The organism is Streptomyces sp. NRRL B-24484, assembly GCF_000717715.1.
Lineage (GTDB): Bacteria > Actinomycetota > Actinomycetes > Streptomycetales > Streptomycetaceae > Kitasatospora.
This window is the reverse complement of the sequence record NZ_JOAI01000003.1, coordinates 86494-98899: the sequence shown is the minus strand read 5'-3', so window position 1 is coordinate 98899 and position 12406 is coordinate 86494. Positions and strand designations below refer to the sequence as shown.

13 protein-coding genes are annotated in these 12406 nt (G+C 74.9%); 6 read left to right on the top strand and 7 right to left on the bottom strand.

Annotation, left to right across the window (positions count from 1 at the left end):
- Positions 1–81 precede the first annotated feature (81 nt).
- Positions 82–699, bottom strand: coding sequence for a GNAT family N-acetyltransferase (locus IE98_RS0103815; RefSeq protein ID WP_030264005.1), 618 nt, complete (start codon positions 697–699; stop codon positions 82–84).
- A gap of 115 nt (positions 700–814) precedes the next feature.
- Entirely contained in the window at positions 815–1369 is a 555-nt protein-coding gene (locus tag IE98_RS0103810; protein WP_234443403.1) for a hypothetical protein, read from the bottom strand.
- Positions 1370–1603: 234 nt separating this feature from the next.
- Here IE98_RS0103810 and IE98_RS48880 point away from each other — a divergent pair, with 234 nt between their 5' ends.
- Positions 1604–1729 (top strand): LPXTG cell wall anchor domain-containing protein, encoded by a 126-nt coding sequence (locus IE98_RS48880; protein WP_159400816.1) that lies wholly within the window; start codon positions 1604–1606, stop codon positions 1727–1729.
- A gap of 171 nt (positions 1730–1900) precedes the next feature.
- On the opposite strand, the gene IE98_RS0103800 is transcribed toward IE98_RS48880, so the two are convergent.
- Complete coding sequence (locus IE98_RS0103800) at positions 1901–3067, bottom strand: glycosyltransferase family 2 protein (RefSeq protein WP_063748854.1); 1167 nt, start codon at positions 3065–3067, stop codon at positions 1901–1903.
- A 393-nt stretch (positions 3068–3460) separates the two neighbouring features.
- Here IE98_RS0103800 and IE98_RS0103795 point away from each other — a divergent pair, with 393 nt between their 5' ends.
- From IE98_RS0103795 to IE98_RS41970, 4 genes are all read left to right on the top strand, one after another.
- Positions 3461–4378, top strand: a complete 918-nt coding sequence (locus IE98_RS0103795; protein WP_063748853.1) for a class E sortase — start codon at positions 3461–3463, stop codon at positions 4376–4378.
- Between the two features lie 102 nt (positions 4379–4480).
- Positions 4481–4888, top strand: a complete 408-nt coding sequence (locus tag IE98_RS0103790; RefSeq protein WP_030263989.1) for a hypothetical protein — start codon at positions 4481–4483, stop codon at positions 4886–4888.
- Positions 4889–5055: 167 nt separating this feature from the next.
- The gene (gene sigK / locus IE98_RS0103785; RefSeq protein WP_052390119.1) at positions 5056–5673 is read left to right on the top strand and encodes an ECF RNA polymerase sigma factor SigK; all 618 of its coding nucleotides are present in this window, start codon (positions 5056–5058) and stop codon (positions 5671–5673) included.
- A gap of 157 nt (positions 5674–5830) precedes the next feature.
- Complete coding sequence (locus IE98_RS41970; RefSeq protein ID WP_234443397.1) at positions 5831–7015, top strand: MerR family transcriptional regulator; 1185 nt, start codon at positions 5831–5833, stop codon at positions 7013–7015.
- Between the two features lie 457 nt (positions 7016–7472).
- Here the strand turns inward: IE98_RS41970 and IE98_RS0103765 are convergent, their stop codons facing one another.
- The 3 genes from IE98_RS0103765 to IE98_RS0103755 form a co-directional block, all read right to left on the bottom strand.
- A complete protein-coding gene (locus IE98_RS0103765; RefSeq protein WP_159400815.1) occupies positions 7473–8192 on the bottom strand; it encodes a hypothetical protein in 720 nt (239 codons plus the stop codon).
- 70 nt (positions 8193–8262) lie between these two features.
- Positions 8263–9135, bottom strand: coding sequence for a universal stress protein (locus IE98_RS0103760; protein WP_030263973.1), 873 nt, complete (start codon positions 9133–9135; stop codon positions 8263–8265).
- Positions 9136–9318: 183 nt separating this feature from the next.
- Positions 9319–10176, bottom strand: a complete 858-nt coding sequence (locus IE98_RS0103755) for an NAD(P)H-binding protein (RefSeq protein ID WP_030263970.1) — start codon at positions 10174–10176, stop codon at positions 9319–9321.
- A 173-nt stretch (positions 10177–10349) separates the two neighbouring features.
- On the opposite strand from IE98_RS0103755, the gene IE98_RS0103750 reads away from it, so the two are divergent.
- Positions 10350–10679 (top strand): winged helix-turn-helix transcriptional regulator, encoded by a 330-nt coding sequence (locus tag IE98_RS0103750; protein WP_043173399.1) that lies wholly within the window; start codon positions 10350–10352, stop codon positions 10677–10679.
- A gap of 119 nt (positions 10680–10798) precedes the next feature.
- Here IE98_RS0103750 and IE98_RS0103745 read toward each other — a convergent pair whose 3' ends face one another.
- The gene (locus IE98_RS0103745; protein WP_043173367.1) at positions 10799–12268 is read right to left on the bottom strand and encodes a cytochrome P450; all 1470 of its coding nucleotides are present in this window, start codon (positions 12266–12268) and stop codon (positions 10799–10801) included.
- Positions 12269–12406 lie beyond the last annotated feature (138 nt).

Genomic DNA, 12406 nt, shown 5'->3' with positions numbered 1-12406 from the left:
CCTCCGTCGGGCCGGGCTCTGCTCCCGTCATCGGCCGCGGGCCACCGGTCATCGGCCGCGGGCCACCGGCCGGTGCCCGGTTCACCGTGCGGCGAGGCGCCGTTCGAGGCCCGCCCGGACCTCCGGCCACTCCTCGGCCGTCACCGAGAAGATCGCCGAGTCGCGGAGCCTGCCCTGCTCCCCGGGCGCCCACGAGGCCGACCAGTTCCGCAGGACCCCTTCGAACCGTGCGCCGACCCGCTCGACCGCGGTCCGCGAGCGGCCGTTGCGGGCATCGGTCTTCAGGTCGACCCGCGCCACGCCCCACTGCTCGAAGGCGTGCCGGAACAGCAGGTACTTGGCCTCGGTGTTCAGCCCGGTGCCCTGCGCCGACGCGGCCAGCCAGGTGAAGCCGACCTCGACCGCGCACAGCCCCTCGCCGTCCGGCCAGGGCCGCGGGTCCCAGAAGGCGGTCGCCCCGACCACCCGCCCCGAGGCACGGTCCACCTGGGCGAACGGGGCGAGCCGGCCCGCGGCCGCCCGGGCGAGCTGCTTGTCGACGTACGCCGGGACCTCCGCCGCGGCCGGCACCCAGGTGAAGCCGTACGAGCCGCGGTCCTCCTCCGCCGCGGCGGCGAGGCCCGCCGCGTGGCGGCGCCCCAGCGGTTCCAGGCGCACCAGCGAACCCTCCAGCAGCGGCGCTTCCAGTACGGATCCCACGGGCATCCCCTTTCTCGGACGGTCCGGTCGACCGGTATCCGACCACAGATCCGGCCGTGCCTCGCGCGAATTTCCGCGGGCCGGCGAGGGGCCGTCGGGCGGGCCGGACGGGGCGTCAGGAGGGCTCCGTGCCGCGGGAGGCGCCGGCGGTGCGGACCTCCTGCAGCAGACCCCAGGTGAAGTCGGCGGTGCAGGAGCGCGGCCGGCCCGCGCCGTCCGGGGCCGTGAAGTCCAGCTGCCACCGGGTCGGCGCACTGCCCTCGCGCGGCACGGCGGGCGGGAATGCCGCGCCGACGTCCGCCACGACGCAGCTCCACGGGACGAGGTCCTCCAGGGTGCGCAGCTGTGGCGGGGGCGTGCCGGGCGCGCGGACGAGCCACTCGTTCCACGGCGGGGCCGCACCGCCGGCCGGCCCGAGCAGGATCTCGAACCGCAGGTCGGGCCAGAGCGGCAGCGCCCAGAGCTGCACCGTGCAGTCGAGGTCGCCGATCCGCCGCGGCAGCACGGCCTCCGGCGGGCCGAGCACGGCGGCGTAGCGGCGGGCGCCGTGCGGGAGGCGGGGCGAGCGGACCATCGCCTGCCACCGCTTGTTCGCCTCCCGCATCCCGGCGCGGGTCGCGCCGAGCCGGTGCAGCGCGCCTTCCACCAGATCGGGGTGGAAATCCGCCATCCGGCGGAGCAGGACGAGCTGGAACTCGGTCGTGGCGAAGCCGTGCACCGCCGTCACCCCCGGCCGGACGGGTCACCGGAAGGTTTCCGTACGAGCTTCACCCGAACAACATACGTGCCTGTCGCCGGAAATCACCGTGGGCAGCTTAAAAACTTATTGGTACTCAGTTGCCCGGCGGCACATGCCGGCCGGCGGAATCAGGGCTGGGACCCTTCACCGAAAGGAAGCACCCTCATGGGATACGGGCACTCTCTTCCGAAGACCGGCTTCAGCGGGCTCGCGTACGTGGGCGTGGCGCTGGTGCTCGGCGCGTCCGGCCTGATGATGAAGTTCTTCGGCCGCCGGACGTCCGGTCGCTGACGGAGCGTCGGCCAGGCCGAGGAGAACGCGCCGAGGTGCCCGGGCCCGCCCCGCGAGGGGGCGGTGCCGGGCACCTCGCTCCGTGTGCGGGCCCTGCCGGCGGTGCCCCTCCCGGGAAGCGCGACGGCCGGCCCCGCGGGTGCAGGGCCGGCCGGAGCAGCGCGGCGGTGGTCAGGCGGTGGGCGCGGCGGCCGACGTACCGGCGGACGTGCCGGTCTCGACCTCGGCCGGGGCGGCCGGGCCCGGGACGCCGGGCGTGTCGGCCCGGCCCTTCTCGTAGCTCACCAGGCCCTTGGAGAGCCGCAGCGGCACCAGGATCAGTTCGACCACCATCGCCTTCCACTGGTAGCAGAAGTCGACCATCTTGGTGAGGAAGACGTACGGCAGGTTCCGCAGGACGCGACGGATCGGGATCCCCCGTTTCTTGGCCGCGTAGACCAGGGGCAGTCCGATCATCAGGGTGCTCGTCGACAGCCACCACAGGAACCACCAGACGAAGGCGTCCCCGACGGAGAAGCCGACGCCGGGCGCCACCATCGGGAGGATCAGCCAGAGCGGGACGGCGATGGTCTCCCACAGCTTGAGGGCCACCCAGAACGCCAGCATCGGCTTCTTGAAGATCATCCGCGGCAGGTGGATGCGGACGTTCTGGAAGTACCCCGCGGCCCACCGCCAGGTCTGCTTGCGCAGGTAGGTGAGGTCCTCGGGGTCGGCGGCCCAGGCGACGGCCGCGCTGACGTAGACCGCCTTCTTGCCGGACATCTGCACGGACCACGTGTAGTCCATGTCCTCGACGATCGTCCGCTCCGGGAACCCGCCGAAGTCGACCAGCGGCTGGCGCCGGAACACCGAGCAGCAGCCGGAGCAGACCACCGGCGAGTTGGCCATGTTCTCGATCGGGCGGTTCCAGTGGAAGCCGTAGAGGTACTCCACAGACCGGCCGCGCTCGGCCCAGGTCCGTTCGAACCGGCTCTGCACGCAGCCGGAGGCGATCAGCACCTCCTCGTCGTCGAAGGCGGGCTTGATGTGCTCGATGTAGTCGTCGGCCAGCACGGTGTCCGCGTCGACCGCGAGCACCAGGTCGGTCGTGCAGAACGGCAGCGCGTAGTTCTGCGCCTTGGCCTTGCTGCCGAGGTTCGCGGGCGGGCGCAGCACCGTCACTCCGTAGCCGGCGGCGACCTCGCCGGTGCGGTCGGTGGACCCGTCGTCGATGACGACGATCTGCTCGGCGGGGACGGTCTGGCGGAGCAGCGCCTCGAGTGTCGCCGGGAGGCCCTGCTCCTCGTTGTGCGCGGGAACGATGACCGTGAGCGTCAGCGGGCGGGTGGCAGTACTCATGGCAAATGGCCTCGCGGGGGGAGGGGGGAGGGCGGGGGAGTCGGTGTCGGGACCGCGGTCTCGCGCGGTCCGTACGACATTCAGAGTTGTAATAGGTGCGGGCGCCGTGTCCGGCGGAAGGCGCGCATGCCGTTCGAGTGAAGAGCTCCCCGGGCACCTCCCGGCGGGCCGTCCGGCGGACCGCGTCACCCGAATGCCGCGTGCCGTCCGGGCCGTTCGGCCGCGCCCGGTCGGCAGACTGTCCGGGAACGGACAACTCCGGGAACGGACGGCCCACCCGCGCCGGCCGGATCCCGGGAACGGACAAGCGGCGCCGCCGCGTGCCGGTCTGACGGGCCCTCGGACACCGGGCCCGGGACGGTGACCGGCAGGCGCGTGGCGGAGGAGGACCCGATGGGCCGGGCTCCGGCAGAGACCGCGCGGCGATCCCCCCGCCGCCGATGGACCAACGCCTTCGGCAACCTGATGCTCACCGTCGCCCTGGCGGCCGCACTGTTCGCCGCCTACTCGCTCTGGTGGACGGACGTGCTCGCCGACCGCCAGGCCGACCGGGCCGGGGACCGGCTGCGGCAGAGCTGGGCGGCGCCCGGCCCGTCCGGTGCGCCGAGCACCGTGTACACCGGGCAGGAGGTCGGCTTCCTGCACGTGCCCGCGATGGAGCAGGACCCCGTCGTGATCAAGGTCGGCACCGAAGCCGCCGTCCTCGACCAGGGCGTCGCCGGCGTCTACCAGGAGCCCCGCGCCGCGATGCCCTGGGACCGGGCCGGCAACTTCGCGCTCGCCGCCCACCGCGACGGCCACGGCGCGAAGTTCCACGACCTCGACGCGGTGGGCCTCGGTGCGCCGATCGTGGTCGAGACCCGCGACCACTGGTACGTCTACCGGGTGGACGGCGTGCTGCCCGAGACCTCGCCCGAGAACGTCGGCATCGTCGCCGCCGTCCCCGCGGGCTCCCCGTACCACGCGCCCGGGCGGTACATCACCCTGACCACCTGCACCCCGGTCTACACCTCGCTGTACCGGATGGCGGTCTGGGGCAGCCTGGTGCGGGTCGACCCGATGGACGCGCAGCGGACCCCGCCCGCCGAACTGCACCGCGACGCGCCGCCGTCGCCGCCCTCGTCGTCATCGCCCTCGTCATCATCGTCGTCGGCGTCCCAGGAACCCCAGGCGTCCCCGTCCTCCTCGGTGGACGCGCCGTCCGCCCCGGCGGCGTCGCCGTCCTCGCAGCCCGGTCCGTCCTCGCCGGCGGCTCCGGACCAGGGGGCCACCCCGCCCGCTCCCGCCCCGGCCGCTGCGGTGAAGGTCTGACGGCACGGCAGAGCGCCGTGCGGCGGCCCCCGGTGGCCCGGTCGCTAGTCTGACCTCCGGACAGGCGGTGGCGCGGGGAGCCGCCGGGACGGGGGAGCAGCAGTGGACGACGAGGACGAGATCCTGGCCGAGGCCCTCGGCTCGCTCGGCGGCCGGGGTGCCCGCTTCGTCGCCCGACGGCTGCCGAAGAACGTCCGCGAGATCACCCTCCACCTCCCGATGCCGACCGCCGAGGCCCGGACCAGGGTGTCCGCCGTCCTCGGCATGCAGGGCCGCCGGATCGCACCGCGCCGCTCCGCCCCCGCCGAGGAGCGCCGCGCGCTCCGGGTGCTGACCGGCGGCGGCGCGTGGAACATGAACCCCGTCCTGGTCACCGTGCTGCTCGCAGCCGGGGAGGCCGAGGACACGACCGTCGTCCGGCTGCGCGCCGCGGCCAAGGAGGGGCTGATCAGGCAGCGGGCCGGCGAGAAGACCGCCGAGCGGGTCGCCCGGCTGCTGCTCCCGGACTGACGCACAGGCCCGCCCGCCGCCCGGGGACGTCCCGGTGGGCCCTTCCCGGAGGGCGCACCGGAACGGCGCAGGGCACGGTCCAGGGCACGGTCCAGGGCGCGGCGCAGAGAACGGTGCAGGAACGCTGCGACTGGCCTGTGAACCGGCCGGACCGGGAGGGTCGCAGCGTGACAGCCGTCCGCGAGCACCCCGTCGTCGCAGGCCCCGCCCAGCGTGTCCCGGCCCCGCCCGGCACCTGCGGCCGGGACCTGGCAGGCCTGCTGCCGCGCATCGCGCACGGCGACGAGCGGGCGTTCGGCACCCTCTACGAGGCGGTGGCCGGCCCGGTGCTGGGACTGGCCCGCCGGGTCCTGCGGGACCGCGCCCAGGCGGAGGAGGTTGCCCAGGAGGTCCTGCTGGAGGTGTGGCGCACCGCCGCCCGCTACCGGCCCGAGCGCGGCGAAGTGCTGACCTGGGTGCTCACCATCACCCACCGCCGCGCCGTCGACCGCGTCCGGTCCGCGCAGGCCTCCGCAGACCGGGACCGGCGGGTCGCCGCCGCCTCCCGCCCCCCGGTGTACGACGAGGTCGCCGAGGCCGTGGAACGCCGCATCGACCGCGACCGCGTCCGGCGCTGCCTCGGCGCGCTCACCGAACTGCAGCGGCAGTCGCTCGCGCTCGCGTACTACGGCGGGTACTCGCAGTCGCAGATCGCCGCGATCCTCGGCGCCCCGCTCGGCACCGTCAAGACCCGGATGCGGGACGGCCTGATCCGGATGCGGAACGGCCTCGCCGGTCACGACTGAGCCGGCTCCCGTCCGAGACGGTCCTTCCGGTGCGCAACCGCTGCGAGCGCCCCTCCCGGTGCAGGTTCGCCATGCTGGACGGGCAGCGGAGCCGAGCCGCCGGGCCGCCGGGCCGCCGGCCCGATCGCCCGCCCGTATGCCCGTGAGGAGGAGACCCGTGGGACCTTCCTCAGCCACCTCGCCCGCCCCATCTGCCTCCGGACCGGATGGCGCGGCCGCGGCGGCTCCTGCGGTCTCTCCGGCCGCGACGGCGCTCGCCGAAGCCAGCCTCACCACCGGGGGCGTCGCCCGCAGGCTCGGCGTGTCACCGACGACCGTGCGGTCCTGGGAACGGCGCTACGGCATCGGACCCGCCCGGCGCGAGGAGGGCCACCACCGCCGCTGGACCCCGCAGGACATGGCCGTCCTCGAAGCCATGTGCCACCTGACCGCCCGCGGTGTCCCGCCCGGCGAGGCGGCCCGGCAGGCGCTCGGTGCCACCCGGACCGTGCCGTCGGACGCCGATGCTGTCCGTCCCGACGGTGCTGTCCGTCCGGACGGTGCTGCTCCCGGTGGTGCTGCTCCCGGTGGTGCTGCTCCCGGTGGTGCTGCTCCCGATGGGCCTGCCTTCGGTGGGGGCGACCCGGGGAGTGCCGGGCCGGAGGCTGCCGATCCCCTTGCGGGGGCCTCCGACCGGACGGAGACGGCGAACGCCCCGGTGGCCGGACCGGTGAGCCCCGAGTGCCGCGGCCTCACCCGGGCCGCCGTCCGCCTCGACACCGTCGAAGTCGCCCGGATCCTCCGTCAGGTGGTCGACGACATGGGGGCGGTGGCCGCCTGGACGGAGGTCATGATGCCCGCGCTGCGGGCGGCCGGACGGCGGTGGGCGGGCGAGGGCGAGCGCTACGTCGAGGTCGAGCACCTGCTCTCCTGGCACGTCTCCACAGCCCTGCGCCGGGTCGCCGACCGCCCGGCACCGCCGCGCCCGGGGCCGCCCGTCCTGCTCGCCGGCATGCCCGCCGAACTGCACACCCTGCCGTTGGAGGCGGTCGCCGCCGGCCTGGCCGAACGCGGCCTGCCCTACCGGATGTTCGGCGCCGCCGTACCCGCCGAGGCGCTCCTGGAGGCCGTTCGCCGGACGGGACCGGCCGCGGTGATGGTCTGGTCCCAGGCCAAGCACACCGCCGACCGCGTCCTCGCCCGCCGGGCCGCCGAGACCGCCTGGGGCGGCCGCGGCTCCCGGACCCGTCCGGTCGTCCTCACCGCCGGACCCGGCTGGGCGGGCCACCCGCCCGGCGCCGGCATACTGCGCCCGCGTGACCTGCCCGGAGCCCTCGACCGCATCGAGCAGTTGCTCACCTGATCTCCGTCACCCGGAGGCCGCTGCCCGGTCGCGTTCCGTCGGCCGCGAGCCGGTCGGCGGTCCCCGACCCGGTGGCCGGGGGCGACGCCGGCCGCGCGTGCGAGCGGGCGGCGAGCGGCCGGACGGCAGGCGGGCCGGTCGGCGGGACCTTCGGCCCTCCGCGTGACCGGGCGGCGTGCGGCACGGTGGAGTTACCGGGAAGCATTCCTGACGATCCGTCAGTGGAGCGGGCCCCTCGTCCGGGCCCGACAGGACCGCCGACCCGGCCGCGTCCGCACCAGGGGTGGGCGGACGCGGCCCGGACCGCCGTGGGGGCGGGCCGGGCCGACGCACGGGAGCCGGGGACGGCGTGGGGGCCGTCCCCGACTCCGGCCGAACCGTCGGCGGAGCTGCCGCCGTCGCAGCACAGCGACCGGACGACGCAGCGACCGGGCGACGCAGCTGTCGGACAACGCAGTCACCGGACGACCGGGCGGTTGGCGGCCGCGTACTCGTCCGCGACGGTGAAGAGGCAGGCGCAGACCGGGCATTCCGCACGTCCGAACAGGTGGGCGATGCCGTCGGCGAGCTCCTGCTGTCCGTCGCGGACGGCGAGCCGGTGCATCCACCGGCCCGTGCCGGTGAGTTCCCCGGCCGCCGCGGGCCGCAGGTCGCGGCGCAACTCCTCGTCCCCGTCCCAGACCTGGGAGTAGCAGCCGAACCCGCCGACGGCGATCGTCGTCGTCACCCCGCAGTGCGGACAGCCCACGTGCTTGATGTCGTCCGTGAAGTCCTCGAGAACGTTCGCCCAGTGGTACTCCTCCGCGACGGCGAGCAGCGCTCGGAAAGCCACGAGGTAGTCGGCCGGCCGTGACCGCAGGTGCGCGTTCAGCACCCGGCCGAACTCGGCGATCACAGGGGCGCAGTCCGCGAGCAGGTCGTCGCAGCCGTGGTGCCCCGCGGCCCGTGCGAGGATCCGCCCGGCCAGGCCGCGCGCCTCCGCGCTGTGCGGGGCTAGGCGCACCAGGCGGGGCAGCGCGGCGAAGCCCGCCGGGAAGACCAGGTCGTGTTCGAGGACGAGCCGCCGGTCCAGCTCCTCCCACGCCTCGGGGTCGTGCCGGCGTTCCACCCGCGCCAACAGCTCCGGCACGCGATCGACCTCGAACCAGCCGTCGTACATCCCCGCCCGCTCCGTCATCCCGGCATTGAACCCCGGGGAGGCCGCCGGCCGTGCCATCCCGCAGCCCTGCGCTGCGAACCCTGTCCCGTCAGTCGTGCGGGACGACCGCGACGGGGGCCTCGGCGTGGTGCAGGACGGCGTGGGCGACCGGGCCGAGGTGCAGGCCGACGCGGTGACGGCGGCGCCGGCGGCCGACGACCACGAGCGCGGCGTCCTCGGCGGTGTCGACGACGGCCTGGGCCCCGCCCGCGATCCGGCAGTCCTGGACGACGGTGACCTCGGGGTACTTCGCGCGCCAGCCGGTCAGCGCCTCGTCCAGCAGTTCCGCCTCGATCGCGCGGAACTGGTCCGCCTCGAACTGCGGGCCCACCCCGCCCGCGTAGCCCCACACCGGCGGTGGGGTCCAGCCGTGCACCGCACGCAGCACCGCCCCGCGCCGGGCGGCCTCGGCGAAGGCGAAGTCGAGCACCTCGGGGGAGGGCGAGCGGGTGTCGACCCCGACCACCACGGCCGTCCGTTCCGGGGCCGGCCCGTCCTGCGTCCCGGCGGGGCGGACCAGCACCGTCGGCGCCTCGGACCGGCCGGCGAGAGCGAGGCCCACCGAGCCCACCACCAGCCCGGCGAACCCGCCGAGCCCGCGGGACCCGACCACCAGCAGCTCCGCGCCGGCGGCGGCCTCGACCAGCACGTCGATCGGATCCCCGCCGCCGATCAGCTCCGCGCCGACCTCCAGACCCGGGTGCGCGGCGCGGACCTCCTCGCGGGCGTCGGCCAGCATGCGCAGCGTCAGCCCGCGGACGTCCGTGGGCTGAGCGCCGTCGGCGTGGATGTCGTCCAGCCAGGTCTGCGCGTGCACCAGGCGCAGCGGCAGCTCCCGGCGGACGGCCTCACCGGCCGCCCAGCGGGCCGCCGCAGCGCTCTCGGGCGAACCGTCGATCCCGGCAAGAACGTACTGGGGCATGGCAATTCCTCTCCGAGGTGACCTGCGCGGCGGCGCCGCAGTTCCATCCTCGGTGCTCCGGACGATGCGTCACCAGGTCCGGTCGGTGCCGACGGAACGGGACCAAGGTCCCTACGGCCCCGTCCGAGGGGCCGTGCCCCACGCTCGTGCACACGGTGCGCACGGCCGGACGGGCCGGTGCGGTCAGCGGCCGAGGGCGGCCTCGACCGAGTCGGCGAGCGGAGTGGTGGGACGGCCGATCAGGGCCGAGAGGACTCCGCGGTCGCGGTCCAGCTCGCCGCGGCGGACGGCCGCGTCCACGTCGACCAGGATCGCCGCGAAGACGTCCGGCAGCCCGGCGCCGACCAGGGCGTCCCGGTGCTCCTCCGGGGCGACGTCGTGGTACGCCACCGGGCGGCCGGACCGGGAGGCGAGCTCGGCGGCGTACTCGGCGAGGCTCCAGGAGGTGTCGCCGCTGAGTTCGTAGGCGCGGTTCTCGTGGCCCTCGCCGGTGAGCACCGCGACGGCCGCGGCCGCGTAGTCGGCCCGGGCGGCGGTGGCGAGCCGGCCGTCGCCGCTGCTGCCGAGCACCACGCCGCGCTCGACGGCCCCCGCCGCGCCGGCGGTGTAGTTCTCCGTGTACCAGCCGTTCCGCAGGAAGGTGTACGGCAGGCCGGAGGCGAGGATCGCGGCCTCGGTCGCGCGGTGTTCGGCGGCGAGGTCGAAGGTGGCCTCGTCGCCGCCGAGGACGCCCGTGTAGACGAGCCGGGCGACGCCCGCCGCCGCGGCGGCCTCGACGACGGCGGTGTGCTGCGGCACCCGGGCGCCGACCTCGCTGCCGGACACCAGCAGTACCGTCTCACCGGCACGGAAGGCTCCGACGAGCGTCTCCGGGCGGCCGTAGTCGGCCTCGCGGACCTCGACGCCGCGGGCGGCCCAGTCCGCGGCCTTCTCCGGCGAGCGGACGGCCACCGCCAGCTCCGCGGCCGGCATCCGCTCCAGCAGGCCCTCGACGACCAGGCGGCCGAGCTGTCCGGTGGCTCCGGTGACGACGATCATGATGCGCTCCCTCAGATGGTTTCGACTTCAACCACCACGGTAGGCGCTGCACTAACCATTCGAAAGTACCCACTTTGAAGTACGGTACTGATATGAAGGTGAGTACCTCGATCGACACCGCCCCGGCCGCCGTCCCCGCCCCGGCCGCCGCGCCCACCGGTGACGTCACCGACCGGATGTGCCCCTCCCGCGGGATCCTGGAGCACGTCACCAGCCGCTGGGGCGTGCTGGTGCTGATCGCCCTGCGCGAGCGCGGCTACCGCTTCAGCGAGCTGCGCCGCGCGGTCGCCGGAGTGAGCGAGAAGATGCTGGCGCAGACCCTCCAGACCCTGGAGCGGGACGGCTTCGTGCACCGCGAGGCCCACCCCGTCATCCCGCCCCGGGTCGACTACAGCCTCACCCCGCTCGGCGAGCAGGCCGCCGACCTGGTCGGCGGCCTCGGTCGCTTCGTCGAACGCGCCCTGCCGGCGGTGGAAGCGGCCCGCCGGGCCTACGACAGTCGATGACCGCCGTAGGCACCGCGGGCATTCCGGCCGGAGGTGATGGGTCTCCGGAGCGGGCCGGAGCCCTGGAGCCCTGGAGCCCTGGAGCCCTGGAGCCCTGGAGCCCTGGAGCCCTGGAACCGTCAGCGCCGGAAGACGCTCGTGAGCGTGGTCCACCAGCTGCGCCGCTGGCGCGGTACCGCTGCCGCGACCGGCTCCGCGATCCGGCCCGCGGCGGGGTCGGCGGCGTCGGCCGCGTTGTCCGGGGTGGCTGGTGCGGCCGGCCTCGGGACGGTCGGTGTCGCCGGCACCACCGGCGGTACGGGTGCGGCCGTCGGTGCGGGTTCGGCCGTGCGCGGGGAGAAGCTCACCGGCAGCTCGGTCAGGTGGCGGGAGATCCAGGCCGAGGTCCAGCTCAACTCGGCCTCGGGGACGGCGAGTCGGAGGTCCGGCAGGCGGGTCAGCAGGATGTCGATGCCGGTCTCCGCGATGGCCCGGCCGATGTCCTGGCCCGGGCACTCGTGCGGTCCGCTGCCGAAGGCCAGGTGGGAGCGGTTGCCGAAGAGCGGCTCCGCCAGGTCCGGGCGGACGGCCGGGTCGGCGTTGCCGGCGGCGAGGCCGAGCAGGAGCATGTCGCCGGCCTTGATCCGCTGGCCGCCGAGTTCGGTGTCGCCGGTGGCCCAGCGTCCCGCGACCAGCAGCATCGGCGGGGAGTCCCACAGCACCTGGTCCAGGGCGTCGGGCAGGGTCATCTGGCCGCCGGAGAGGTGGGCGCGGAACCGCCGGTCGGTGAGCACCATCTTCAGGCCGTCCGCGATCAGGTTGACCGTGGTCTCGTTCGCGGCGAGCAGCACCACCCGCAGGTGCTCCATCACCTCGTCGTCGGTGAGCCCGGCCTCGTGCTGCATCAGCCAGCTCACCAGGTCGGCGCCGGGCGACTCCTTCTTGCGCTCCATCATCCGGCGCAGCGTCTCCACCACGTACTCGTTGCTGGCGATCGCCGTCTCGGTGCCCTTCATGAGGTCCCGGGCGGCCTCGACCAGCCGCGGACCGTACTCCTCGGGCATGCCGACCAACTGCGTCATCACCAGCATCGGCAGGTGCTCGGCGAACTGGGAGACCAGTTCGGCCCGGCCGGAAGGCCCGAACTCCTCGATCAGCTGGTCGGCGAAGCGCGTGACGTAGCGGCGGATGCCGCGCCGGTCGAAGCGGTTCAGGCCGTCCGTCACCGCGCCGCGCAGGCGCCGGTGCTCCTCGCCGTCGGCGAAGACGCAGAGCGGCTGCCAGGCGATCACCGGCATCAGCGGGGACTCCGGGGTGACCAGTCCGTTCTGGAAGGCCGTCCAGCGGCGGGAGTCCCGGGAGAACCGGGACGGTGTACGCATCGCGGCCAGGTTCGCGGAGTGCCCGAGGACCAGCCAGGCGGGGATGTCGCCGTGCAGCAGGACGGGGGCCACCTCGCCGTGCTCGGCGCGCAGCTTCTCGTACAGGCCGGCCGGGTCGGCCTCGGCCTCGGGGCCGTAGAGGCGGCGCAGACCGTCGGGGCCGAGCCCGTGGGCGGGGCACCCGGGCGGCGGGGTGGCGGAGGTGTTCTCGGGGAAGGACGAGGTCACAATGGCTCCGGGGTCGTCGCGGGTGGCGGGGTGACGGGGTGTCGGTTCAGTGATGGGGTATCACTGAAGTGATTTGGATTTACCGGGTCGGTCTAGTGACGGGGTATCACTGAATCGACTGGGGCTTACACGGCTGAC